Below are 24,735 nucleotides of genomic sequence, written 5' to 3'. Positions count from 1 at the left end.
GGGGATGAAGCTGATGCCGATAGCCACCACCGCAGACCGCGCTTCGGAGTTTCTCGGCGGCCTGTTCAACAGCCTCACCGAGCGCGGCCGCAGCCTGTTCGGGCTGACCAGCTCACAGCCGATGTCCGGTGACGAACTGATCGCGCTCGGCGAGACGCTGCTGTCGCGGCGCGGTGAAGCGTCCGGCGTCGCGCTCGCTGCGTCACTGCTGGCCGGCTACGAGGCTGCTGACGACGAGGACAAGCTGGCGTTTCTCGACGCGCTCGCCGAACAGTTCGGGCCGGACCTCGCCGAACTCAACGCTGCGATCGAGGCGTTTCGTGCCGACGCCTCAGCCGAGGCGACCGGCGAATTGCTACGCGCCGCCGAGCCGCGTCGGCAGGAACTGATCCGCCGCCTCAATCACGCGCCGGGCGGCACCGCCGCGCTGGTGAAGATGCGCGAGGCGGTGCTGGCCCGCATCGCCGCGCATCCGCAGCTGCGTCACGTCGACGACGACTTCGTGCATCTGTTCACGTCGTGGTTCAATCGGGGGTTTCTGGTGCTGCAGCGGATCGACTGGACGACGCCTGCCAACATCCTGGAAAAGATCATCCGCTATGAGCAGGTGCATACCATCCACGACTGGGACGATCTGCGCGCGCGGCTGGCTCCGCCGGACCGGCGTTGTTACGGCTTCTTCCATCCGCGGCTGGTCGACGAACCGCTGATCTTCGTCGAGGTCGCGCTGACCAAGGACAGCCCGGCCGCGATCGCGCCGCTGCTCGATCTCGAGCGCGAGCCGATCTCCGCCAGCGATGCTACCACCGCGGTGTTCTATTCGATCTCCAACACCCAGCAGGGCCTTGCCGGCATTTCGTTCGGCAATTTCCTGATCAAGCAGGTGGTGGAGGAAATCAAGCGCGAGCTGCCGAACGTGCAGACCTTCGTGACGCTGTCGCCAGTGCCAGGCTTTGCGAAGTGGCTGAAGCGCGAACGCGACAATCCGGACTCCACGCTGCTCGATGCTTCTGCGCGTACCGCACTGGAAGCGCTGGATACGCCGAACTGGTTCGACGATGCCGACACCGCCGATCGGCTGAAGCCGCTCGTACTGCAACTCGCCGCCGCTTACTTCCTGCAGGCCAAGGGGCCGAACGGCCGGCCGCTCGATCCGGTGGCGCGCTTCCACCTCGGCAACGGCGCGCGGCTCGACCGGCTCAACTTCCTCGGCGATCGGTCACCGAACGGGATGCGGCAATCGCACGGGTTGATGGTCAACTACCTGTATGCGCTCGGCGACATCGAGGCCAACCACGAGGCGCTGTTCGAGCGCGGCCAAATCGCCGCCGCCTCCGCGGTGCGCAAGCTGGTGCCGACCAAGCCGGTGACCAGCGAGCCGCGCAAGGGCAACGCGAAGTCCGCCAGCGCCCCGCAGCCCGCGCCGACGGCATGATAAACGACGGGATGCATGCAGCATCTTACACGGGCCTCACGCCGTCATTGCAAGGAGCGAAGCGACGAAGCAATCCAACTGGCTCCGCTCGGCTCCGGGATTGCTTCGCTTCGCTCGCAATGACGAAGACAACTTGGGAGTGATCCGATGAGCTGGATGCCCACCAACGATCCGGTGCTCGGCGATCCGACCACCTGCGATGCGCTGGAATTGATCATCGTGCCGCGCACCCGCGATCTCGGCGACGGCTTCGCGGTGCGCCGGGCGCTGCCGCACGGCAAGCGGCAGATGGTCGGCCCGTTCATCTTCTTCGATCATTTCGGGCCGGTGCAGTTCATCGCCGGCAAGGGCATGGACGTGCGGCCGCATCCGCATATCGGGCTCGCCACCGTCACCTATCTGTTCGACGGCAAGATCATGCACCGCGACAGCGAGGGCAACATTCAGGAGATCGCGCCGGGCGCGATGAACCTGATGACCGCCGGCCGCGGCATCGCGCATTCCGAACGGACGCCCGATGTGGAACGGCGCGACGGCCAGTCGATGCTCGGCCTGCAGAGCTGGATCGCGCTGCCGCAGGCGTCCGAAGAGATCGCGCCGAGCTTCCAGCATTTCGCTGCGGCGACGCTGCCGATGGTGCAGGACACCGGCTTCACCGCCCGGGTGATCGCCGGCTCGGCGTTCGGCAAGGCCTCGCCGGTGACGATGGTGTCGCCGTGGTTCTATGTCGAGGTCAACGCCAAGGCCGGCACCGCGGTGCCGCTCGACCCCGACCACGAGGAGCGCGCGATCTATGTGGTCGACGGCGAAGTCGAGATCGCCGGCGAGCGCCACGTCGGCCCGACCCTGCTGATTTTCCGCCCCGGCGACCGCATCACTGTCCGGGCAAAGACGGACACGCGGATGATGTTCCTCGGCGGCGATGCGCTGGAGGGGCCGCGCCACATCTGGTGGAATTTCGTCTCGTCCAGCAAAGAGCGCATCGAACAGGCCAAACAGGACTGGAAAACCGGTCGTTTCGCCGCCGTCCCGAACGAGAGCGAGTTCATTCCTCTGCCGGAATGATAGACTGCGGGCCCGAAACGATCCCCGCCGCCGGCTGCACCGGCGGCCGTCTCTGCCTGGAACACCGCCCATGACCACGATGCTCTCGAGCGACCTGCCGCTGACCAAGATAGGCCGCGGCAAGGTGCGCGACATCTATGCCGTCGACGACGACCGGCTGCTGCTCGTCACCACCGACCGGATCAGCGCCTTCGACGTCGTCATGGGCGAGACCATTCCGATGAAGGGCGCGGTGCTGACCCAGGTGAGCGCGTTCTGGTTCGGCCAGCTCGGCGGCGTGGTGCCGCATCACATGATCAGCGGCGATATCGACGAGATCATCGGCGCGGTCCCGGCGCTGCAGGGCCATCGCGCCGCGCTGGCCGGCCGCACCATGCTGTGCCGGCGCACCACCGTGTTTCCGATCGAATGCGTGATCCGCGGCTACATCACCGGCTCGGCCTGGAAGGAATACGCCGCCTCCGGCACGCTGGCGGGCGAGAAACTGGCCGAGGGGCTGAAGGAAAGCGAGCGGCTGGAGCCGCCGATCTTCTCGCCGGCCACCAAGGCCGAGACCGGTCACGACGAGAACATCACCATCGCGCGTATGCGCGAGATCATCGGCGACGAGGCCGCCTACACGCTCGAGAGCATGACGCGCGCGATCTACACCCAGGGCGAACAGGTCGCCCGCGAGCAGGGCATCATCATCGCCGATACCAAGTTCGAATTCGGCCGCGACAAGGACGGCCGCATCATCCTGATCGATGAGGTGATGACGCCGGATAGTTCGCGGTTCTGGGCGGCCGATACCTACGCGCCGGGCCGGTCGCAGCCGTCGTTCGACAAGCAGCCGCTGCGCGATTATCTCGATGCCGAACGCCGCGCCGGGCGTTGGAACGGCGAAGCGCCGCCGCCGAAGCTGCCCGCCGAGATCGTCGAGGCCACCTCGAAGCGCTATCTCGACGCCTACCGCCGGCTCACCGGCGCCGATCTGGTGGTGACTTAAGTTACTCCGTGCTGCGCCGGATCGCGGGGCACCCGCCATCCGGCATCAGCATCAGCACGCGTTCGATCACACGCCTTCGAACAGCACCGTCGACAGGTAGCGTTCCGAGAACGACGGCACGATCGCCACGATGGTCTTGCCGGCGTTTTCCGGCCGCTTGCCGAGTTCGATCGCAGCGGCGATCGCCGCGCCCGACGAGATGCCGCCCGGGATACCCTCGTGCCGCGCCAGCGCGCGCGAGGTTTCGATCGCGGTGGCGCTCGGGATCTTGACCACCTCGTCGATCACCGAGCGGTCGAGGATGTCCGGCACGAAGCCGGCGCCGATGCCCTGGATCTTGTGCGGGCCGGGCGCGCCGCCCGACAGCACCGGGCTTTCTTCCGGCTCGACCGCCACCACCTTCAGCGACGCCTTGCGCGGCTTCAGCACCTGGCCGACGCCCGAGACGGTGCCGCCGGTGCCGACGCCGGCCACGAAGATATCGACCGCGCCGTCGGTGTCGTTCCAGATCTCTTCCGCGGTGGTGCGGCGATGCACCGCCGGGTTGGCGAGGTTCTTGAATTGCTGCGGCATCACCGCATTCGGGGTCGCCGCCACCAGCTCCTCGGCCTTGGCGACCGCGCCCTTCATGCCCTTGGCGGCTTCGGTCAGCACCAGTTCGGCGCCGAGGAACGCCAGCATCTTGCGGCGCTCGATCGACATCGATTCCGGCATCACCAGCTTCAGCCGGTAGCCCTTGGCGGCCGCCACGAAGGCCAGCGCGATACCGGTGTTACCGGAGGTCGGCTCGATCAGCACGGTGTCGGGCTTGATGATACCTTCCTGCTCCAGCGCCGCGATCATCGCCGCACCGATACGATCCTTCACGCTGCTCGCCGGATTGAAGTACTCGAGCTTGGCATAGATCGTCGCGTTGACGCCGTGCTGCTGCGGCAGCCGGTTCAGACGTACCAGTGGCGTATCGCCGTAAGCATCAGCGATCGACTCGTACACCCGGCCACGGCCGGGACGGTGGGCGGGTGCTTCTGCGACGGCTTTGATCGATGCGGTTGCTGCGCTGGACATGACGCCTCCTCACTTAGGTTGGCGGATTTACGGGAACTGTCACTGGGCAATCTGCTAGCCCGCCGCGGCCCCGTCAACGCGGCGGGTAAAAATGGAACAAACACCTCTAAAGCGACGGGTTTCTGGAATACGTCTGCTGCTTATGCGCTCCAGCTTGGGCTGAAATCCCGCCCTGCGGGAGAGACATTTCTGCATCGCCCTTCACAAGCCCGTCACGCTGACTGTAGTATGCCTTCGCATGCTGCTTCGCAGCGTCGATCGACGGGGGTCAGGAGCGTTTCTTGAACGCGCATGTCTCACATGGCGGTTGGCCGGTGCTGGTGCTCAACGCGGACTTCCGGCCGCTCAGCTACTATCCGTTGTCGCTTTGGTCGTGGCAGGACGCGGTCAAAGCGGTGTTCCTTGATCGCGTCAATATTGTCGCCCATTACGACCGCGCGGTGCATAGTCCGAACCACGAGTTTCGGCTTCCCAGCGTCGTCTCTCTGAAATCCTTCGTCAAACCGACCACGCATCCGGCCTTCACCCGGTTCAACGTGTTCCTGCGCGATCGGTTCGTCTGCCAGTATTGCGGCGCGCCCGAAGATCTCACCTTCGATCACATCATCCCGCGCTCCAAGGGCGGCCAGACCACCTGGGAAAACGTCGTCGCCGCCTGCTCGCCGTGCAACTTGCGCAAGGGCAATCTGACGCCCGAACAGGCCAAGATGTTTCCGCGCCAGACCGCATTCGCCCCGACGGTGCATCAGCTCCATCGCAACGGCCGACTGTTCCCGCCGAACTATCTGCACGAGAGCTGGCTCGATTACTTGTACTGGGACACCGAGCTGGATCCGTAGCCCTCGGCCGGACGTCACCTCGTCTCGCCGCAGTCATCACAGCTCCCCTGCCCGCTTTACACCGCCTCCCGCAGGCTGCACTGCTGGGTTCCAATGCACGTGCGAACGGATCGGTGATGTCGGGTTTTCTTGTTCTGCTGTTGGTGCCGGCCCTCTGGGTGGGCTGGCGGATGGCGTCCAGGCGGACGGTGCTGCCCTGCCCGTCGGAGATCGCCTGGCTGGTGGAGATGGAAAACCCGCTGGCGCGCGCCACGCGCTCCGAACAGGTCGTGGCGCAATTGCAGCTGCGGCCGGGCGACCATGCGATCGACATCGGCTGCGGCCCCGGACGGGTGACGCTTCCGCTGGCGCGGGCTGTCGGGCCAGACGGCAAGGTGACCGCGCTCGACATTCAGGACGGCATGCTGGCGAAGGTGGCTGCCAAGGCTGAGGCGGAAGGGCTGACCAACATCCGCCCGCTCCGAGCCGACGTACGGAACGCAGAAGTCGCGGCGGGCTCGGTCGATGCGGCCGTGATGGTGATGGCACTCGGCGAATTTCCGCGCGGCACCGAGATCTTTCCGTCGGTGCATCGCATGCTGCGCCCCGACGGCCGTCTGTTGATCGCCGAGAGCGTGTTCGATCCGCACTACGTCTCCCGCCGCCGCGCGCGCGAGCGGGTCTTGGCCGCGGGATTTCGGGAGCTGCGCTGCACCGGCAACGCCTTCGGCTACAGCATCACGTTTGAGCGGCCGTAGCCGTTCGCCACGTCCTATCTGGCGTGCCCTAGTCCTATCGAGCGTCGAAGTCAGCTCGCGGGCAGGTGCACGATCCACGGTTCGTCGAACACGTGCTCTTCCAGATTCACGCCCGGCCCGCTGCGGTCGATCACCACGAAATCCTGCGCGGCGCCGAACGGCGTCAGCACGCTGTGCCAGATGTTGCGGGCGTAGCAGATGCCTTGATGCGGGGCGGTGACGAAAGCCTGCGGCGCCCCGGGCTTGCCGGCCTCGTCCGGACAGACCACCACCAGAAACGGCGCGGCGTTCAGCGGCACGAACGCCTGGGCGCCGAGCGGATGGCGCTCGACCAGGTTGAGCCACAGCGGCATCGCGTAAGGCTGCGCCTCGACCAGGCCGACCACCACGCGCGCGCCGTCGCCGATCACCTCGATCTCGGCAAGATCGTGGAAGCGCCTTGCCATGCCGGCATTCATCGGCCGCGAAGAGGCCTGCGCCGTATCGATCACCTGGCCGAACGGCGCGAACGCCGCCGCCGTCAGCGGCCGCGCCACGATCTTTCGCATGGTCGCGGTCATCGTCCGAGCCCGCGGCGGCCGAGCGCCGGGTGGCGGTTGACGTCCTTGTACAGCAGATAGCGGAAGCGGCCGGGACCGCCAGCGTAGCAGGCCTGCGGGCAGAACGCGCGCAGCCACATGAAGTCGCCGGCCTCGACTTCGACCCAGTCGCGGTTGAGCCGATACACCGCCTTACCTTCGAGCACGAACAGCCCGTGCTCCATCACATGGGTTTCCTCGAACGGAATCGAGGCGCCGGCCCGCAGCGTGACGATGTTGACGTGCATGTCGTGGCGCAGATCCTCCGGGGAAACGAACCGCGTCGTCGCCCAAGTGCCACCAGTGCCGGTCATGCCGGCGGGCTCGATCTCGGACTCATGGGTGACGAAGACGTCCGGCGCAGCAAGACCGGGGACGGGCTCGTAAGCCTTGCGAATCCAGTGGAAGCGTGCCGGCTCGGAGCCCGCGTTATGCAGCCGCCAGCCGCAGCCCGGCGGCAGATAGGCGTAGCTGCCGGGGCGCAGAGCATGGGTCTTGCCGCCGAGCTCGAGGCTCGGCGTACCACCGACCACGAAGACGACGCCTTCGCCCTGCGGATCCGGCTCCGGATGGTCGCTGCCGCCGCCGGGCGCGACCTCCACCAGATATTGCGCGAAGGTCTCGGCGAAACCGGACAGCGGCCGCGCGAGAATCCAGACGCGGGTATCGGTCCAGCCGGGCAGCAGGCTGGTGACGATGTCGCTCATCACGCCGTGGGGGATAACCGCATAGGCCTCGGTGAACACCGCGCGGCCGGTGTGGAGCGTGCTCTGCGGCGGCAGCCCGCCGCAAGCCGGGTTGTAGATCGGGGCGTTCATCGCGGTCTCCCTGCGTTTCTTGGTATCAGGCGGGGCGGTCAGGCAGAGGCTTCGGCGATCGGCGCATCGAGGATCGCTGCGGTGTCGGTGGTCACTTCACCGTTCAGCACGCGTTTTGCCTGGGCGCGGTCGATATCGCCCTCCCAGGCAGCGATCACCACGGTCGCCACGCAGTTGCCGACCAGATTGCCGAGCGCCCGGGCGATGCCGACGAACCAGTCGACCGACAGCACCAGCACCAGCCCGATCAGCGGAATGTCCGGCACCGCCGACAGCGTTGCGGCCAGCACCACGATCGCCGATCCGGGAACGCCGTGGGCGCCCTTGGAGGTGAGCAGCGCGATGCCGAGGATCACCAATAGATGGCCGAACGACAGCGGCGTATTGGTGGCCTGGGCGATGAACACCGTCGCCAGCGTCAAATACAGCGAGAACGCATCGAGGTTGAACGAGTAGCCGGTCGGAATCACCAGACCGACGGTCGAGTCCTTGATGCCGAGCCGCTCCAGCTTGCGCATCACCTGCGGCAGCACGCTGTCGGATGAGGCGGTGCCGGCCACCACCGTCAGTTCTTCGCGCAAGTAAGCCAGCAGCTTGAGCAGGCTGAAGCCCGCCAGCCGCATGATGCTGCCGAGAATCACGAACACGAACAGCGCGACACCGGCATAGAACAGGCCGACCAGCAGGCCGAGCTGCTTGAGCGAGCCGATGCCGTATTTGGCGACCGTGAACGACACCGCGCCGAGCACGCCAAGCGGCGCCAGCTTGACGATGATGCCGATGATCTTGAACAGCACCTCGGTGATCCGCTCGATGCTGTCGGCCAAGGGCTTGCCGCGCTCGCCGAGCAGCGACAGCCCGGCGCCGAACAGGATCGCGATGATCAGCACCTGCAGCACGTCGCCCTTGGCGAACGCGTCGATGAAAGTGGTGGGCACGAGGCGCATAACGAAGTCGGTGAAGCCGGTGACTTCCTTGACGTGGCTGCTGTAGCCGGCGAGTGCCGAGCCATCCAGCGTCGCGGTGTTGACGTTCATGCCGGCGCCGGGCTGGAACACGTAGGCCAGCACGATACCGAGCGCGAGCGCGACCGTTGTCACGGCTTCGAAGTAGATCAGCGATTTCAGCCCGACCCGCCCGACCTTCTTCAGGTCGCCGGCGCCGACGATGCCGTTGACCACCACGCCGAACACCAGCGGGGCGATCGCGAACTTGATCAGTTTGATGAACAGGTCGCCGAGCGGCTTCAGCGCGACCCCGACCTCAGGCCACAACGCACCGAGGGCCACACCAAGTACGAGGGCGGCGACCACCTGCCCAAACAGCGACCTGAAAAACCGCGTCATCGGAATGTTCCCGGGATTTGGAGCCTGCGAAACAATCACTGCTGAGTTTCTAGACGTCAAATATTTCATGTGTCTCGATTGATACGTCTGACATATGATTGAGGGATGGAAATCCGCCATCTCCGCTATTTCGCCGCCGTGGCGCGGCACCTGAATTTCACCGCGGCTGCCGACAGCCTCGGCGTGGCGCAGCCGCCGCTCAGCCAGCAGATCAGGGATTTGGAGGCCGAGATCGGCACCCCGCTGTTCGAGCGGACCACACGCCGCGTCGCGCTGACCCGGGCCGGCGAGGACTTCTTGAAGCAGGCGCTGGCGATTCTGGAGCGGGCCGAAACCGCCGTGCAGCGCGCCCGTTCGATCGGCGCCGGCACCGCCGGCATTCTCAATGTCGGGCTGACCGGATCAGTGCTCACCGGGCCGCTCGGGCGAGCGATCCAGCAATTTGCGCTCAACTACCCGAACGTCGATCTCCGCATCCATGAGATGTCGCCCGACCGTCAGGTGACGGCGCTGAAATCCGGCCAGACCGACGTCAGCTTCCTGCGCTGTCCGCCGCAGGATGCCGAGATCACCAGCGAACTGGCGTGGCGGGAATCGGTCCGGCTGGTGCTGCCGAAGGGGCACGCGCTATCGACCAGGAAGGTGACGCTGACGGATCTCCGCGACGAGAGCTTCGTGTTTCTACGGCTGGAGGATTCTCTGTTTGCCAAGTATCTGTGGCAGTGCTGCTTCGAGGCGGGCTACGCGCCGCGCGTCACCCATCAGGCGATCGAGTCGGCATCGCTGACGAGCCTGGTCGCTGCGGGTCTCGGCATCGCCATTATCCCCGAATTCGTCAGCAAGCTGGCGCATCAGGACGTGGTGTATCGGCCGATCGGCGGACCGCCGATTTCGGCCGATGTCTTCGCGCTAACGACCGGCGCCAACAATCCGCTGGCGAGTCAGTTCATCGCGCTGGTGCAGACGCTGTCCGGCAAGGCGGGCTGACGATTCGAATATGTTCGACGCAGCAGCCGAACCACCCGACAACCCAACTCAGAGTCGAGGGCCCGCCGGCATCGCCGGCAGGCCCCGCGACCATGGCTGGCTTCGCGTTCGATCGGTCACGTTGCTGTCGCCGAAGATCAGCCGAGCATCGCGTACGGCACCAGCGGAGCGAGCGTCATCAGGAGCGCGCCGCCGATCACAGCAGCTTCCATGCCGTTCAGTTTCCGAAGCATCGACATCATCAAACCTCCCGTTGGCTGTTAGCACGCTGTTTACGAAGCTGCGGCGCCGTCGGATCACCGCTTCGCCATCACAGCCGCGTGAGCCGCACACGGCCTGATGCACTCGGCTGCCGCATGCGGTTTTTTTGTCGGGATGCGGTGATCCAAACGATCGGCTGGTTCGTATCAGAACAAATGCAATCAATCCGATCGCGCGCTCGCTGCTCATGATTCTCCGCACACCAGATTCGGTCCTCACGCGCGACTACCTGATTACTACTCGCGAGCATGTGAGCGCGACACATGGCGCGCTCCGCATCGCCGCGTCCCGCGTTAGGCTGCAGGGTTCAGAGCGTGCGCTTCAAGGCGATCTTGCGGATCGGTGCACGCCCGGCAACGGAGCGGTCGTCATGGATCAATTGCGCGACGGTCCACGCCCGCCGTCGGCGGAGATGGCGGACTGCGTCGTCCGCATCGCGGCCGCGCAGGATCGTGCCGCGTTCGAGACGCTGTTTCGCCATTTCGCGCCGCGCCTGAAATCATACTTCGCCCGGCGCGGCGGCGATCCGGCCCTGGCCGAAGAGATCACCCAGGAGACGATGGTGTCGGTCTGGCGCAGCGCCGCGCAGTTCGACCCGGCCAGAGCCTCGGCTTCGACCTGGATCTTCACCATCGCACGCAATCTCAGCATCGACCGGCTGCGCCAGGCGAAGCGGCCGAACTTCGATCCCAACGATCCGGCATTCGTGCCCGACGAGGAGGAGCCGCCCGACCGCCGGCTGGAGCGCACCGAGACTGAGCAGCGCGTGCGCGACGTGATGGAGACGCTGTCGTTCAACGAGAAGAGTGTTTTGATGCTGTCGTTCTACGAAAACCAATCGCACAGCGAGATCGCCGAGCAGCTCGGCCTGCCGGTCGGCACCGTGAAGTCGCGAATCCGGCTCGCCTTCGGCAAGCTACGGGCGGCGCTCGATGCGCCCGCCGGAGAGCCGCGATGATGGTGCGGTACCACATCGGCGACGATCTGCTGCTGAGCTACGCCGCCGGCGCGCTGGACGAAGCTTCGAGCCTGCTGGTCGCCACCCATCTGGCGCTGTGTCCGCATTGCCGTGCGCGCGCGGCCGCTGCCGATGCACTCGGCGGCGAAATGCTCGATGCGCTGCCCGCCGCGGACGTGACGCCGGACTTGTGGCAGAGCGTGCTGGCGCGGACCCAGGCGGAGCCAGAAGCTCCCTCCGCCATCCCCGCAACGGCGCTGCGGCCGCGCTCCGACATCGTGATTCCCGAGCCGCTGCGCAGCTATCTCGGCACCGATCTGGCCGGCTTGCGTTGGACCCGGCTGGCGCCGCGGGTGCAACAGATCACCATCGACATCCCGGGCTGCCGCCCGCGCGCCCGAATGTTGCGGTTCGAGGCCGGCACGCGGGTATTCGAGCACGGCCACTCCGGGCGCGAGTTGACGCTGGTGCTGCACGGATCGCTGTGCGACGGCGACACCGTGATGCGGCGCGGCGACGTCGCCGAGACCGACGAACGCACCGAACACCAGCCGCAGGCCGGCGCGGGCGAGGACTGCATCTGCCTCGCCGTCACCGACGCGCCGCTGCGGTTCAAGAGCCGGTTCGCCCGCCTGCTGCAGCCCTGGTTCGGGATTTAAGCGACCGGCGTCGTGCCGCGATCGCTGCGGATCGGAGTGATCGCCGCCGGCTCGGCCTCGACCGGGCCGGCATTGGCACCGATCGGCGGCGTATCGCCGGCATCCTGACGCGCGGACGAATAGATGTCCCAGGTGGCGATGAACATCGCGGCGATCACCGGACCGATCACGAAGCCGTTCAGGCCGAACACTTCGAGACCGCCGAGGGTGGAGATCAGCACCACGTAGTCCGGCATCCGCGTATCCTTGCCGACCAGGATCGGGCGCAGGAAGTTGTCGACCATGCCGATCACCAGCGAGCCCCAGACGACCAACCCGACGCCATGCCAGACCGAGCCGGTGGCGATCAGATACAGCGCCATCGGCAGCCAGACGATGCCGGCTCCGACCGCCGGCAGCAGCGACAGGAACGCCATCACCACCGCCCACATCAGCGCGCCGCTGATGCCGAGCACGTAGAAGGCGAGCCCGCCAAGCGCGCCCTGAATCAGCGCGATCAGCATGTTGCCCTTCACGGTGGCGCGGATCACCACGGTGAACTTGTCGAGCAGCCGGCTCTGATGATCGACGCCAAGCGGCATCGCGCGTCGGATACGTCCAGCCAACAGATCGCCGTCACGCAGCAGGAAGAACAGCAGATACACCATCACGAACAGATTGACAGTGAAGTCGAACGTGCTCTGGCCGATATCGAGCGCCTGGCCCGCCAGATACTGGCTGCCGCGCAGCAGCGCAGCCGACAGCCGCTGCTGTATGTCCGCGAGATTGCCGACGCCGAACCGGCTGAGCAGATCGCCGAGCCAATCGGGCCGGGACGCCAATAGCTCCCGTATGGTTTTCAGCAGATCGAGATTGCCGGACTCGATCTTGGTGTAGGTCGCAGCCGCCTCGCGCGCCAGGGCGGCGCCGAGCAGCGACATCGGCAACAGCACCATCAGCACGATGATGGCCACCGAGGTGAACGCCGCGAGATTGCGCCGGAAGCCGAAGGCGCGGTTGAGCTGGCGGTTCAGCGGCGCGAACAGGATCGCGATCACCATGCCCCACAGCACGGCGCTGTACAGCGGCCACAGAATCCAGCCGAACAGTCCGGTGGCGACCACCAGCAGCAGAATGAAGAACTTGTTTTCGGATGCCGGCATCCAGGTCCCCTTGCCTCGCCGACGGCAACGTTCCGCTCGGGCTTTGGCTCCTCGCCACCCTAAAGGGTTTTGCGCCGAATGGGACCCCGCCCGATCACCGCAGCATTCTTGTTTGCGGTTTGCAGCGACCTCGATCCCTGACACTGTCAGGCCGTACAAGACAAGATCGGAAAGGGATGGGATGAGCGAGGCCGTGATCGACGACATCGTGGCGCTGCTGCCGCCGCTGCTGCAGAGCCTCGAATCGCTCGGCTTCGTCGCGCGCTATCTGCATCCGCCGGAATTCGGCGACCTGCTCCAGCTCGCCGGCACGCCCGAACAGGCGCTGCAGGCCGAGTTGCCACGACTGGCGAACTGGCCCGAGACCTTCGCGCATCTGCGTGGTCCGCTCCAGACCGCCGGCGAGCAGGCGCTCGCGGCATTTGCCGGCCTGCGCGCGGTCAATGCCGGCCAGGGCGATCTCGGCGACGTCTTCCGGGCGCTCCGGCATCTGCCGCAGGGACTGGAGGCGCTGTATCCGCTCGCGGCCACTCTGCCGCCGGTGTCGAGTTTCTTCCTCGATCCGGACAGCCAGCAAAACGAAGCTCTTCTGGCCCGGCTGACGCAGCCGAAGCATTCGGACAGCGGCGTGTTTCACCGGTTCAACGAGCCCGGCAGCCGTGGCGGCTATTCGCTTTACGTGCCGGAATATTACGACCCGGACCGGGAGTGGCCGCTGGTGATGGCGCTGCATGGCGGCAGCGGTCACGGCCGGCTGTTCCTGTGGAGCTGGCTGCGCGACGCGCGCGCCCGCGGCGCCATCGTGGTGGCGCCGACCGCGAGGGGGCGAACCTGGGCGCTGATGGGCGAGGATGTCGATTCGCCCAATCTGGTCCGTATCCTCGACGAGGTGCGGGGGCATTGGCGGGTCGATCCGTCCCGGCTGCTGCTGACCGGCCTCAGCGACGGCGGCACGTTCTGCTACGTCTCGGGCCTGACCAGCGACTCGCCGTTCACCCATCTGGCGCCGATCGCCGCGAGCTTTCATCCGCTGCTCGCCGGTGCGGCGGATTCCGCCCGGCTGCGCGGGCTGCCGATCCAGATCGTCCACGGCCGCCATGACTGGATGTTTCCGGTGGAGGTGGCTAGGCAGGCCCACGAGGCACTGGTCTCGGCCGGCGCCGAGGTCAGCTACCGCGAAATCGCCGACCTCAGTCACAGCTACCCGCGCGAGGCCAATGTCGCGCTGCTCGATTGGCTGAAGCTGCCGGCAGCGTAGCGCTCAGGCCGTACGCCGCACCAACAATGTGCGCCGGACCAGTTCCGAGGCCTGGCCGCGGTCGGCGAACAAAGCGAGCAGCAGCAGCGCCAAGCCGCCATGAAACAGCCCGGCGCCGAGCGCGGTCGGGGCGATCTGCCAGATCAGCAGCGGCGCCGCGACCATCAGGGCGGGCGCGAGCACGTAGGCTGCGCTCAACACCGGCGAAGCGGGGTAGCCGAGCCGCCACACCACCGCGCCAAGCGTGGCCAGCGCCATCAATGCCTTCACGCCGGCCATGAACCGTAGCAGCAGCACCAGTTCGGCATCGCTCTGGGCGCGCGCGGCGGTGGCCGCATCGGGCGAAGCCAGGATCGCGGCCGTCACCGCGATCAGCGCAGCCATAATCGCCACGACAGGACGCGGCATCGACCAGCGCAGCGGCGGGGCCGCGACGTACGAGGCAGGCCCCACTGAAACATCGGACATCGGCGACATCCTCTGACGGATGATTTCGCGCAAAGCGTAACGCGGTGGTTGCCGCGGCGGCAAATCACACTGCAGCGACAGCGTTCGCCGCACTCAGTGCACCAGCAGAGTGACCAGGACCGGCACCAGCAGCGCGGTGATCAGCGCGTTCAGGCTCATCGCGATTCCGGCGAACACGCCGGCGATCGCGTCGACCTGGAAGGCCCGGGCGGTGCCGATGCCGTGCGAGGCGAGCCCGACGGCGAAGCCGCGCGCGCGATAATCCCGAATCCCGAGCCGGTTCATCAGCGGCGAGACGACGATCGCGCCGAGGATGCCGGTGAGGATCACCGCCACCGCGGTGAGCGACGGATCGGCATGCAGCGACTCGCTGATACCCATCGCGACGCCCGCCGTGACCGACTTCGGAGCCAGCGACAGCACCACGGTTTCGGGCAGCCCAGCGAGCTGCGCCAGCCACACCACCGAGACGATCGCGGTGACGCAGCCGACGACCAGCGCCAGGGCCATCGGCAGGATCGCGGCCAGCACCAGCTTGCGGTTCTCATACAGCGGCACCGCCAGCGCCACGGTGGCGGGGCCGAGCAGAAAATGCACGAACTGCGCGCCGCCGAAATAGGTGGTGTAGGAGGTGCCGGTCGCCCACAGGAACACGCCGATAATCCACATCGCGTGCAGAACCGGATTGACCAGCGGATTGCGCCCGGTCGCCTGCGACACCGCATCGGTCGCTGCATAGACCAGCAGCGTCACGGTCAGCCACAGCAGCGGCGTCTGCGACAGGTACACCCACAGCGAGAACGGGTTGGCGTTCATCGGGGCACCCACATCGCCAGCAGCCGCGCCACCACCACGAATGTCACCACCGTGACCACCAGCGTGATCAGCACCGACCCGGCCAGGACCAGCATGATCGCAACACCGTGGGTGGTGATCATATCGAGCTGCTGGATTACCCCCACGCCGGCAGGCACGAACAGCAGCGACAAATGCGCCAGCATGCCCTTGGAAGCCTCCTCAACGCCGCCATTGCCGAGCGGTCCGAGCGCCAGCGGCTTGATGTAATCGCGCGCCACCAACAGGCAGAACAGCAACATCAAGCCGAGCACCGGGCTCGGCAACGGCAACCCCAGCCCGCGAGCGATCACTTCGCCGACGAGCTGGCACAGCAGGATCAGGCCGACACTGGCGATCATCAGGTTTCCCTCACGCGGAAAATCGCCCGCACCGATGCGGGCTCCGTCGGAACCTGTCAATCGCAGCAGCGGGACGGCTGCTATGCGCCCGATACCATCGGTACGACGAAGAAAGGCCGGGTCGCCGCGCAGCCGTCCATGAAAGCGAGTGACGTCAGCCCTTCAGGCGCTTGTTGCACTCGCTCCAGTAGCCACCGCCCTTTTGAATCCAGCGCAGGCCGCCCGTGGTGTTCGCGGCCTTGTTCGCCTTCCACTGCTGCGCGCAAGTATGCAGTCGCGCCAGCGTCGGCTTTTCCTGGGCAAACTTGGCGTCGATCGCGGTCGGATACACCGCCGGCCCTTGCGGCACAGCCGGCGCTGCGGCGCTCTTGGCTTTCGACTTGCTCTCGGGTTTGGATTCGGCCGGCTTGGCTTCGGATTTTGCCTCCGGCTTCGCGTCGGGCTTGGCATCTGCCGGTTTGGCTTCCGCGGCCTTGCTGTCGGCGCTCGCCGCTGCCCCGCAATGCTCCTTGCGGAAGTCGTTCCAGCCCTGCCCGTTCAGCGTGCCGTCAGTCTTGGCGGCCTGATACTTGGCACTGCACTCCTGCGCGGTCAGCGCCTGCGCGGGCGTTGCGGCCAACCATGTCAGCAGCGCCGCCGCAGTCACTAGCGCCGCACGGGTCTCGTACCTCAGAACTCTCATGTCCCATCTCCCTGGTGTGCCACCCATTGATATTCTATCTCGCGGGATGCAACTGACAATTGCGATCCGATTACCAGCGGCGAGAGACAGCGAGTACCCGCATCGCCGGCATGGCCGCGCGCGCGAGGCGCAATTGCCGAAGGTATAATGATTTGCAATAAGGTCGCGTGCCTCAAAATCCTGCGCTGACCGCCATGACGTTGCGGTCCAAGACTCTCCAGGTGGTCGAAACGATCGCCATCGGCTCAGCCGGCGGCGCATTGTTCTATTGGGCGCAGCTCCCCGGCGGACTGATCACGGGCGCAATGATCGCGGTCGGCGCCGCCGGCCTTGCCGGACGCAAGATGGGCCTGCCGCCGCCACTGTCGCACATCGTGCTGATGGCGCTCGGCGTCTCGCTGGGCTCGGTGGTGTCGCCCACCATGGTGCACAATCTGGCGTCCTATCCGGTGACGATCGGGCTGCTCGCGGTGGCGACGTTCTGCGCCACCTTCGGCAGCAGCATCTATCTGCAGCGCGTCCATGGCTGGGACCGGACGTCGGCATTGCTGGCCGGCAGTCCCGGCGCGCTGTCGCAAATCATCATGCTGGCTACCGAACGCAAAGCGGACGTGCCCGGCATCGCCGTCGTTCAAGTCATGCGCGTGATCATCCTGACCAGCGCAGTACCGATGCTGCTGGCGCTGATCGGCATGGCGGGTCATGGACCATTGCCGTCGCGCGGGCCGGAGGCGACACCGCTCGTCCTGGCCGTCCTGATCGCGGTCGCGGTCGGCGTCGCGCTGCTGCTGCGGCTGGTGAACTTCCCCGCAAGCTGGATGTTCGGCGCGATGCTCGGCTCATCGGTGCTGCACGGCGGCGGTTGGGTGGAAGGCACGCTGCCGCAATGGGCCTATCTGGCCGCACTGGTCGGGATCGGCACCCTGATCGGCGCTCGGTTCGGCGCCATCAAGCCGCGCACGATCCTGAGCTATATCGGGGCGGCGCTCGGCTCGTTCACGGTCGCGATCGCGATCTCGGCGGTGTTCGTCGTCGCCATCATGCTGACCACGCCGGTCAAGCTGAACGACCTGGTGGTGGCGTTTTCACCCGGTGCGATGGACGCCATGATGGCGCTGGCGCTGACCTTGCACATCGATCCGGTGTTCGTCGGCGCGCACCATCTGTCGCGCTTCATCTACGTCTCGATCGTGACGCCGGGGATCGTGCATTGGTTTGGGCACAGCCCGGACGACGTCGACGACTGACCTCAGCGCCGCTTGAGCCGGACCAAGCCCCATCCGCACAGCGCGGCGAGCGCCAGCGAGGCCAGCACGTTGTAGCCGGCAAACGACAGGCCGAGAAACCGCCACTGCACCTCGTCGCAACGCACGACTTTGACCGTGTCGAGCTGGGCGAGCAGTCCACCCGCCTTGCTGAGGTCCAGGATCGGTCCCGAGCAGTCCGAAGGGCCGGCCCAGAACCGCCACTCGACCCCGGCGTGGTAGGCGGCAAGGCCGGCGTTGCCGAGCGCCATCAGGCCGAGCACGACCAGGCCCGCCGCCAGCAGCCCCACCGGCGCCCGGCGCCAGGCCGCGAAGGCGATCAGCAGCCCGAGCGGGATGTCCAGATAATAGGCGTAACGCTGCTCCAGGCAGAGCTTGCACGGCGCCAGCTCCAGCACGAGCTGGGAAAACCAAGCCAGTCCCAGCGCCGCCACGGCGACCACTGCGACGGTCAGCGCCACGCCCCCTGCGATCCGCTCCGGGCGGCCGGTATCGGAAAGCGTGCCTCGATGGTCGATCAAGTCGGCGGTCAAAGTCGATCTCCGGGATGCGGCAGGGGTCGTATCCCGGGGCCGAGACGCTGTCGAGACGTCGTCCGATCAAACCAGAGTGTCCGCCGCCGCCTCGGCGCGTCGGGTTGACCCCGACTCCGGGACCGCTATAGTCCCGCGCGCTTCGCGGCCGGATGATTTTCGGTCGCGCGGGCCCCTGTGGCGGAACTGGTAGACGCGCTCGACTCAAAATCGAGTTCCGCAAGGAGTGCTGGTTCGATCCCGGCCAGGGGCACCATTTCGCCGAGCACATCTGCCCCCGTGTTTCAGCAGCCCCTTTGTACGACGGCCTCTGCCGGGGACGGCATGCTGCAGTGCGCAGCAGAGCGTGCAACGCAGCATCGATCTTGGCTCTCAGGACCCGCTTCGCGAGTGACAGCAGCTCGCAATTCAGTTATTCGATCAACTAAGTAATTTAACGAAGTCGGCCAAGGTAATCGGGAGGGGGTCGCAGTCTTGCGACTGGGCAACAGCATCCAGGATCATTGCGACGTTCGAGGACTGCTCGATCACGACGAGTACAGTGACGAATTCAGCAGATTGCTATGCGTGGCGCAGAACGAAGGCGTCAGCTTTTCCGAATGCGTGGCCGCCGCGAAACTGATCCGATCGAGCAACGGGCCCGGTTGGCGGCAGGCTTGGGAAGAGCTCGCCAGATCACATCTCCGTCGCGCTCAGGAAGCCTGCCGCACCGGCAATGAGTTGGCGGCGCAGAAGGGCTGGCTGCATGCTGCTAACTATTTCATGGCCGCAGCGATCGAGAGCTGCCCGGAGGGCAGAACCAACACTGGGAGCTTTGGCGCACACCTGCCTCCGGCACTTTCTGGCGAAGCTGACCCCCCAAGGCGAGACCGTCGTCATCCCGTGGCTGGAAGAGAGATCCCTTGAGGGTTTCTATCTGCCGGTCACGTCTCACGGCGCAAACGCACATCCGGTCGTCGTCTGTATCGCCGAGACCCGGCGCACCAAAGAAGAGATCTTGTCACTGGTCCTGCGCTCCGCTCGTCAGCGCGGCATGGCGCTGCTCTGTGTCGATCTTCCCGATGAGGCACCATCGCCACGTGTCGCCGCCGAGACCGGCATCACGGCGGCACTCGACTATCTGATCGAGGCCCGCGGGATCGACCCGGCGCGAATCGCCGTCATCGGCGACGGCAGCCCTTCTTCGCTCGTCACCCGTGGCATCGCTCTCGACGGCCGCGCCGCAGCCGCCGTGTGCGACGGCGGGCTCTGGGACTTATGGGCGGCACGTCAGACCGACGCCTGTGTCGCGGCGCTCGGCATGGTTCAGGCCGGGCCACGGCTGCCGGCGATGAACTGTCCGATGCTGGTTCCTCTGCGGGCGGGCGAAGCCATCGAGCCGGGCCACGCCCGCCATCTGCTGGCCCAACATCACCCCGGAAACCGCGACATCCTGCTGAAGGTATTTGGCGAGACGAGCAGCGGTCCGTGGACGCTCGACGGCTACGACCCAATTCTGGTGGCCGACTTCGTATTCGACTGGCTCGGCCAGCAATTGAATGCCGGAGCCGGAGAGGCCGACTGCATTCGCCGGCTCGAGTCGCGCTTATAGGCCGCTGGCGAGTTTGACGGTCGCCTTTTCCAGGCGGTTCTGCAGATCGCCAAGCTGGGACGTGAGCTGCTCCAGTTCCTCGCCACTGATCTCTTCAAAGATGAAGCTGTTGAGGGCGCGCTCGTCGGTCGCCAGACCGGCAATCTGCTTGTAGGCCTTGTCAGACAGAGACAGCTTCACCACCCGCGCGTCGTGGCTGTCGACCTGGCGCCGGAGCAGGCCCTTCTTTTCCAGAAGCTTGGATTGCGTGGTGATGAACGACGGATCGACGTGGACCGCCTTGGCAACATGGCGGATCGAAACTCCGTCACCCTGCTCAAGGTCCATCACGGCCATCAGCAGCGCGAACTGCGGCCCGCTGATGCCGAGCGACTTGGCGCGGAACTGACGGATCTCGTCGAGAAAGACGGCGACGCTCGCGACCGTCGTGGCGAAACGCCTGGCGAGGTCGGGATCAATCGTCGAGCCGCGTGGCGCACGAGCCTCTGCTTTACTCTTGGTCTGCATTGTCCGGTCAATGTCCCGCACAAGCGCCAATGCTCGTGCATAGCTCGTCGCACAACTAGGTTGGCAGTGTACACAACTTCCTCAACCGCTCATATCAATTCCGGTCGAACAAGGGCGTCTGTGCACGCTGCGCGCAGCTATACAGGTTTTGCGGGAAGATTGCTGCCCGGACGAGTGCGGTCGAGACGGCCGCGCCTCGCATAATTTGTGAATGTTCAAGGGCCGAGCGGGAGCGGCACGCCGCTGCGGTCGACAGAAGCCGCTGAACCGACATCGATCTTCTTGCAACACCTCGGCCTTCCACCAGTCGTGGAAATTGTGCGTCGCCGCAGTCTTGTTGCACAAATGCAACGTGCCGATCCAAATCATATTGCTGAGTAGATAAATGAATTTGCTAACGTGATGAAATCAACCATGATCCGCCGCAGACGGGGTGGGGCAAACACTAGTCGTCCCGTTGAGAGGTCTGTCGCGCCGAGGCGCTGGCGAACTTCGCGTCACAGGGCCACCTCGGGGCGCTCCCGAAGGAACCGGCTCCATCCACTTTGTTGACCTTGGAGGGTTGCAATGAACATCATTAAGCAACTGGCGCTGGGAACAGCTGCAGCGGTAATCGCTGTTGGCAGTACTCAGGCCGCTGATCTTCCGTTGAAGGCGAAAGCCGTCGAATACGTGAAGGTCTGCTCGATCTACGGCGCCGGCTTCTACTACATCCCGGGCACCGACACCTGCATCAAGCTCGGCGGCTATCTGCGCGCCGACGTCACGATGTTCGGCAGCGGCGGCTATAACGCTCCGGCCTGGAACGGCAACGCCGGTCAGAAGAACCGTCTTTCCAACGACTACATCTTCCGGTCTCGCCAGGATATCAACATCGACACCCGCACCGCGACCGAATACGGCGTGGTTCGCACCTACTTCGATGCGACCTTCAACTGGACCACGGGCACCGACACCATCGCCAACGGTTCGCTCGGCGTTTACTACGCGTTCATCCAGTTCGCCGGCTTCACCTTCGGTAAGGCGGTGTCGCAGTTCGACACTCCCTGGACCGGCTATCCGGGCAACAACACGTCGTTCCTGATCGGTGGCTATGACGACGTCACCGGCATCAACCAGGTGTCGTACACCGCGGAATTCGGCAACGGCGTGTCGGCCTCGATCTCGCTCGAAGATCAGTCGTCGTACCTGCAGTCGGCGCTGTACAACGTGTCGTCCGCTCCGAACTTCCTGGCCTACGGCGCCAACTCCTACGCCGGCACCTCGATCCCCGACATCGTCGGCAAGATCCGTGTCGACCAGGCTTGGGGTCTGTTCCAGGTTTCGGCCGCGGCGCACCAGGTCCGCGCCAGCTACTACAACGCCGCGCTTGAGACCTCCGGTCATCCGAGCGACACCTGGGGCTATGCGGTCCAGGGCGCTCTGTCGCTCAAGAACCTGCCGACCGGCCCCGGCGACAGCATCAACATCACGGCGACCTATTCGAACGGCGCGACCCGTTACGTGCTGGGCGGCGTGAGCCCGAACTCGTTCGCGATCTACGGCAACAACTCGGTCCCGGGTACCTACCAGAGCGTCGCGTTCGGCGTTGCGGCTGACGGCGTGTTCGCCGGCCTCAACAACCTGACCGGCACCGGCATCGAGAAGACCAGCGCCTGGGGCGTCCGTGGTGCATTCAACCACAACTGGAACCCCTACTGGTCGAGCTCGCTGTTCGGTTCGTACACCAAGATCGACTACAACGGCACCGCGACCGCTCTGATCTGCACCGGTCTCGGCGCCAATGTGGCCGGCTTCAACTGCAACCCGGACTTCGCGATTGCCCAGATCGGCACCGTCACCCGCTGGACCCCGGTCAAGAACCTGACCCTCTCGGGCGAAGTGATGTACACCTATCTCGACCAGGCTTCCTCGGGCGTGCTGCCGCTGACCGCTTCGGCGACCAAGCCGGCTGCGAACTACGAGTTCAAAGACCAGGGCGTCTGGAGCGGCAACCTCCGCGTTCAGCGCAACTTCTGATCCGCGCTTCTTGAAGCGAGAATCTAATGAACCCCGGCGGGCAACCGCCGGGGTTTTTCTTTGCGCATCGAACACCGGTTCTCTGAATGATTTCGATCGGAAGCCAGCACACAACGCGAAGCGTGGAGGCACGTATCAGGGCCCCTATCCGGCAGAGGAGGAGATCGCCATTTACTACGAGTGTTCGCGAAGCCGCTTCCTGGAGACAGGTCGATCGGCCACACTCATTGAGTAAATTACCTGTTGTAGTCAGGCAAAATACTCATATACTTATGAACAAGGTCAGCGGGTGATCGGTGACCGTCGAAGGAGAGGAAAGAGATTTCGGTTCCTTCATGAGACCTCCAGGAAACCTCCGGCAATGCCCTGCCGGAGGTTTTCGCTTTTGGAGGCACGACCTTGACTGCCGACGTCCAACTGGAAGAGGGGCGCTGGCGCCGAACAGCGGTTGGCGCGGGCCTGCCCTGCAAACGCCACATGCCGGCTCGTCACCCTCCCACGTGCCCGTTTGACGATTTCCGTTCGGCGGAGTTTGATTGAGGAATCAAATAGCTGATGCGAAGGTGCGGCGCCGAGCGTGACGTTCAGATTCGGCGCGCGGCATCGTTTGGGAGCGGGACGCATGCCTCCTTCGCCATAGGTTGCATGGCTCTTTTTGTCACAGCGACTAGACGAATCGCATCAATCCCCTGGCCGCTCCTAGCAAGAAAGAGTCGTTGATGGTCAACGCCGAGCGTATCCTCGCTCCCCACCTCCGCTCCAAGGTCATGACCGCAGCCGACGCTGCCGCGCTGATTCCGTCCGGCGCGCATGTCGGCATGAGCGGCTTCACCGGCGCCGGTTATCCGAAGCTGCTGCCGCTGGCGCTCGCCGAGCGCATCAACGCGCATCACGCCCGCGGCCAGAAGTTCAAGGTCAGCGTCTGGACCGGCGCCTCGACGGCGCCCGAGCTCGACGGCGCACTCGCCAAGGTCGATGGCATCGAGATGCGGCTGCCTTATCAGTCCGACCCGACCTGCCGTAAGCGCATCAACGCGGGGCGGATGGAATACATCGACATCCATCTGTCCCACGTCGCCCAGCACGCCTGGTTCGGCTTCCTCGGCAAGCTCGACATTGCTGTGGTCGAAGTCGCCGGCATCCGAGAGGACGGCAGCCTGATCCCGTCGTCGTCGATCGGCAACAACAAGACCTGGCTCGATCTCGCCGACAAGGTCATCCTGGAGGTCAATGCCTGGCAGGACATCCGCCTCGAAGGCATGCACGACGTCTATTACGGAACGCAGCTGCCGCCGAACCGCAAGCCGATTCCGATCATCGCCTCCGGGGACCGGATCGGTGAGCAGTATCTGCGCTGCGATTCCGCCAAGATCGTCGCGATCGTCGAGACCAACCTGCCCGATCGCAACTCGGCGTTCTCGCCGCCCGACGACACCTCGCAGGCGATCGCCGGCCACATCCTGGATTTCCTCGGCCACGAGGTGAAGAAGGGCCGGCTGCCGCACAATCTGCTGCCGCTGCAATCGGGCGTCGGCAACGTCGCCAATGCGGTGATGGCCGGCCTCGAAGATGGTCCGTTCGAAAATCTCACCGCCTACACCGAGGTGCTGCAGGACGGCATGCTGCATCTATTGCGCAAGGGCAAGTTGACTCATGCCTCGGCGACCGCGTTGTCGCTGTCGCCGGAAGGCTATGACGAATTCCTGCGCAATCTCGATTTCTATCGCGAGCGCATCGTGCTGCGTCAGCAGGAGATCTCCAACCATCCGGAAGTGATCCGACGGCTCGGCGTGATCGCGATGAACGGCATGATCGAGGCCGACATCTACGGCAACGTCAACTCGACCCACGTGATGGGCACGAGCATCATGAACGGCATTGGCGGCTCCGGCGACTTCGCCCGCAACAGCTTCCTGTCGTTCTTCATGACGCCGTCGGCCGCCAAGGGCGGCAAGATCTCCTGCATCGTGCCGATGACCTCGCATGTCGATCACACCGAGCACGACGTTCAGGTGATCGTCACCGAGCAGGGCCTCGCCGATCTGCGCGGCCTGTCGCCGAAGCAGCGCGCCAAGGTGATCATCGAGAACTGTGCGCACCCGACCTTCCGGCCGGCGCTGAAGGAGTACTTCAAGCGCGCGCTGGAATATTCGCCGGGCCTGCACACTCCGCACATTCTCGACGAAGCGCTGACCTTCCTGCCGAACTGGATGGCCAACAAGGCCGCGCGGGAAGCCTGGCGCGACGACGCCGTGGTGCAGGCCGACGCCTGGCGGTAACGGCCGCGCCACACCCATTCGTCATTGCGAGCGACGCGAAGCAATCCAGAGCTCCGTGC

At 65.4% G+C, this 24,735-nt stretch carries 24 protein-coding genes and 1 tRNA gene; 14 read left to right on the top strand and 11 right to left on the bottom strand.

Going from position 1 to position 24,735, the window contains the following annotated elements; all coding sequences use genetic code 11:
- The first annotated feature begins 13 nt into the window (after positions 1-13).
- From VRZ08_RS03695 to VRZ08_RS03685, 3 genes are all read left to right on the top strand, one after another.
- A complete protein-coding gene (locus VRZ08_RS03695; protein ID WP_414531601.1) occupies positions 14-1,435 on the top strand; it encodes a malonyl-CoA decarboxylase in 1,422 nt (473 codons plus the stop codon).
- 147 nt (positions 1,436-1,582) lie between these two features.
- On the top strand, positions 1,583-2,500 hold the full coding sequence (locus VRZ08_RS03690) for a pirin family protein (protein WP_164635728.1): 918 nt from the start codon (positions 1,583-1,585) through the stop codon (positions 2,498-2,500).
- Between the two features lie 70 nt (positions 2,501-2,570).
- Positions 2,571-3,488 carry a phosphoribosylaminoimidazolesuccinocarboxamide synthase gene (locus VRZ08_RS03685; RefSeq protein ID WP_414531600.1) on the top strand — a complete coding sequence of 306 codons (918 nt, stop codon included), beginning with the start codon at positions 2,571-2,573 and terminating at the stop codon, positions 3,486-3,488.
- Between the two features lie 66 nt (positions 3,489-3,554).
- On the opposite strand, the gene cysK is transcribed toward VRZ08_RS03685, so the two are convergent.
- Positions 3,555-4,553 carry a cysteine synthase A gene (gene cysK / locus VRZ08_RS03680; RefSeq protein WP_107342763.1) on the bottom strand — a complete coding sequence of 333 codons (999 nt, stop codon included), beginning with the start codon at positions 4,551-4,553 and terminating at the stop codon, positions 3,555-3,557.
- A gap of 281 nt (positions 4,554-4,834) precedes the next feature.
- Here cysK and VRZ08_RS03675 point away from each other — a divergent pair, with 281 nt between their 5' ends.
- Both VRZ08_RS03675 and VRZ08_RS03670 read left to right on the top strand, forming a co-directional pair.
- On the top strand, positions 4,835-5,392 hold the full coding sequence (locus tag VRZ08_RS03675) for an HNH endonuclease (RefSeq protein WP_107342762.1): 558 nt from the start codon (positions 4,835-4,837) through the stop codon (positions 5,390-5,392).
- Positions 5,393-5,508: 116 nt separating this feature from the next.
- Positions 5,509-6,129, top strand: coding sequence for a class I SAM-dependent methyltransferase (locus tag VRZ08_RS03670; protein WP_414531599.1), 621 nt, complete (start codon positions 5,509-5,511; stop codon positions 6,127-6,129).
- Positions 6,130-6,179: 50 nt separating this feature from the next.
- On the opposite strand, the gene VRZ08_RS03665 is transcribed toward VRZ08_RS03670, so the two are convergent.
- The 3 genes from VRZ08_RS03665 to VRZ08_RS03655 are packed head-to-tail and all read right to left on the bottom strand — an operon-like array spanning position 6,180 to position 8,871.
- Positions 6,180-6,689 carry an ureidoglycolate lyase gene (locus VRZ08_RS03665; RefSeq protein WP_414531598.1) on the bottom strand — a complete coding sequence of 170 codons (510 nt, stop codon included), beginning with the start codon at positions 6,687-6,689 and terminating at the stop codon, positions 6,180-6,182.
- Positions 6,686-7,525, bottom strand: coding sequence for a bifunctional allantoicase/(S)-ureidoglycine aminohydrolase (locus VRZ08_RS03660; RefSeq protein ID WP_414531597.1), 840 nt, complete (start codon positions 7,523-7,525; stop codon positions 6,686-6,688). The genes VRZ08_RS03665 and VRZ08_RS03660 overlap by 4 nt, the downstream gene beginning before the upstream one ends.
- Positions 7,526-7,563: 38 nt before the next feature.
- Complete coding sequence (locus tag VRZ08_RS03655) at positions 7,564-8,871, bottom strand: dicarboxylate/amino acid:cation symporter (protein ID WP_414531596.1); 1,308 nt, start codon at positions 8,869-8,871, stop codon at positions 7,564-7,566.
- A gap of 105 nt (positions 8,872-8,976) precedes the next feature.
- Here VRZ08_RS03655 and VRZ08_RS03650 point away from each other — a divergent pair, with 105 nt between their 5' ends.
- The 3 genes from VRZ08_RS03650 (at position 8,977) to VRZ08_RS03640 (ending at position 11,736) form a co-directional block, all read left to right on the top strand.
- Positions 8,977-9,858 (top strand): LysR family transcriptional regulator, encoded by an 882-nt coding sequence (locus VRZ08_RS03650; protein ID WP_414531595.1) that lies wholly within the window; start codon positions 8,977-8,979, stop codon positions 9,856-9,858.
- A 631-nt stretch (positions 9,859-10,489) separates the two neighbouring features.
- Positions 10,490-11,077 carry a sigma-70 family RNA polymerase sigma factor gene (locus VRZ08_RS03645; protein WP_414531826.1) on the top strand — a complete coding sequence of 196 codons (588 nt, stop codon included), beginning with the start codon at positions 10,490-10,492 and terminating at the stop codon, positions 11,075-11,077.
- Complete coding sequence (locus VRZ08_RS03640; RefSeq protein ID WP_414531594.1) at positions 11,074-11,736, top strand: ChrR family anti-sigma-E factor; 663 nt, start codon at positions 11,074-11,076, stop codon at positions 11,734-11,736. Before VRZ08_RS03645 ends, VRZ08_RS03640 begins: the two co-directional genes overlap by 4 nt.
- Here the strand turns inward: VRZ08_RS03640 and VRZ08_RS03635 are convergent.
- Positions 11,733-12,878 carry an AI-2E family transporter gene (locus VRZ08_RS03635; protein WP_414531593.1) on the bottom strand — a complete coding sequence of 382 codons (1,146 nt, stop codon included), beginning with the start codon at positions 12,876-12,878 and terminating at the stop codon, positions 11,733-11,735. The two genes, VRZ08_RS03640 and VRZ08_RS03635, sit on opposite strands and share 4 nt — an antisense overlap.
- Positions 12,879-13,059: 181 nt before the next feature.
- Here VRZ08_RS03635 and VRZ08_RS03630 point away from each other — a divergent pair, with 181 nt between their 5' ends.
- The gene (locus VRZ08_RS03630; RefSeq protein WP_414531592.1) at positions 13,060-14,136 is read left to right on the top strand and encodes a phospholipase; all 1,077 of its coding nucleotides are present in this window, start codon (positions 13,060-13,062) and stop codon (positions 14,134-14,136) included.
- A gap of 3 nt (positions 14,137-14,139) precedes the next feature.
- Here VRZ08_RS03630 and VRZ08_RS03625 read toward each other — a convergent pair whose 3' ends face one another.
- The 4 genes from VRZ08_RS03625 to VRZ08_RS03610 all read right to left on the bottom strand — a co-directional run bounded on the left by VRZ08_RS03625 (position 14,140) and on the right by VRZ08_RS03610 (position 16,482).
- Entirely contained in the window at positions 14,140-14,604 is a 465-nt protein-coding gene (locus VRZ08_RS03625; RefSeq protein WP_414531591.1) for a hypothetical protein, read from the bottom strand.
- Between the two features lie 93 nt (positions 14,605-14,697).
- The gene (locus VRZ08_RS03620) at positions 14,698-15,420 is read right to left on the bottom strand and encodes an LrgB family protein (protein WP_264054089.1); all 723 of its coding nucleotides are present in this window, start codon (positions 15,418-15,420) and stop codon (positions 14,698-14,700) included.
- A complete protein-coding gene (locus VRZ08_RS03615) occupies positions 15,417-15,800 on the bottom strand; it encodes a CidA/LrgA family protein (protein ID WP_164635841.1) in 384 nt (127 codons plus the stop codon). The genes VRZ08_RS03620 and VRZ08_RS03615 overlap by 4 nt, the downstream gene beginning before the upstream one ends.
- Positions 15,801-15,954: 154 nt before the next feature.
- The gene (locus VRZ08_RS03610) at positions 15,955-16,482 is read right to left on the bottom strand and encodes a hypothetical protein (protein WP_414531590.1); all 528 of its coding nucleotides are present in this window, start codon (positions 16,480-16,482) and stop codon (positions 15,955-15,957) included.
- A gap of 194 nt (positions 16,483-16,676) precedes the next feature.
- On the opposite strand from VRZ08_RS03610, the gene VRZ08_RS03605 reads away from it, so the two are divergent.
- Positions 16,677-17,729 carry an AbrB family transcriptional regulator gene (locus VRZ08_RS03605; RefSeq protein ID WP_414531825.1) on the top strand — a complete coding sequence of 351 codons (1,053 nt, stop codon included), beginning with the start codon at positions 16,677-16,679 and terminating at the stop codon, positions 17,727-17,729.
- Positions 17,730-17,731: 2 nt separating this feature from the next.
- Here VRZ08_RS03605 and VRZ08_RS03600 read toward each other — a convergent pair whose 3' ends face one another.
- Positions 17,732-18,280 (bottom strand): disulfide bond formation protein B, encoded by a 549-nt coding sequence (locus VRZ08_RS03600; RefSeq protein WP_414531589.1) that lies wholly within the window; start codon positions 18,278-18,280, stop codon positions 17,732-17,734.
- Positions 18,281-18,451: 171 nt separating this feature from the next.
- Here VRZ08_RS03600 and VRZ08_RS03595 point away from each other — a divergent pair.
- Both VRZ08_RS03595 and VRZ08_RS03590 read left to right on the top strand, forming a co-directional pair.
- A tRNA-Leu gene (locus VRZ08_RS03595) sits at positions 18,452-18,536 on the top strand.
- 558 nt (positions 18,537-19,094) lie between these two features.
- Positions 19,095-19,871: an alpha/beta hydrolase family protein gene (locus tag VRZ08_RS03590; RefSeq protein ID WP_414531588.1), complete on the top strand. Its 777-nt coding sequence runs from the start codon at positions 19,095-19,097 to the stop codon at positions 19,869-19,871.
- On the opposite strand, the gene VRZ08_RS03585 is transcribed toward VRZ08_RS03590, so the two are convergent.
- On the bottom strand, positions 19,866-20,378 hold the full coding sequence (locus VRZ08_RS03585; RefSeq protein ID WP_107354061.1) for a MarR family winged helix-turn-helix transcriptional regulator: 513 nt from the start codon (positions 20,376-20,378) through the stop codon (positions 19,866-19,868). The genes VRZ08_RS03590 and VRZ08_RS03585 overlap by 6 nt on opposite strands.
- 567 nt (positions 20,379-20,945) lie before the next feature.
- Here VRZ08_RS03585 and VRZ08_RS03580 point away from each other — a divergent pair.
- Both VRZ08_RS03580 and VRZ08_RS03575 read left to right on the top strand, forming a co-directional pair.
- Positions 20,946-22,397, top strand: a complete 1,452-nt coding sequence (locus VRZ08_RS03580) for a porin (protein WP_414531587.1) — start codon at positions 20,946-20,948, stop codon at positions 22,395-22,397.
- Positions 22,398-23,116: 719 nt separating this feature from the next.
- The gene (locus tag VRZ08_RS03575) at positions 23,117-24,676 is read left to right on the top strand and encodes an acetyl-CoA hydrolase/transferase family protein (RefSeq protein ID WP_107342748.1); all 1,560 of its coding nucleotides are present in this window, start codon (positions 23,117-23,119) and stop codon (positions 24,674-24,676) included.
- Positions 24,677-24,735 lie beyond the last annotated feature (59 nt).

It is taken from the genome of Rhodopseudomonas sp. G2_2311 (assembly GCF_047501505.1).
In the GTDB taxonomy this organism is placed as follows: Bacteria; Pseudomonadota; Alphaproteobacteria; order Rhizobiales; family Xanthobacteraceae; genus Rhodopseudomonas; species Rhodopseudomonas palustris_H.
The sequence above is the reverse complement of the archived record's forward strand: the minus strand, read 5'-3'. Positions and strand labels throughout refer to the sequence as shown.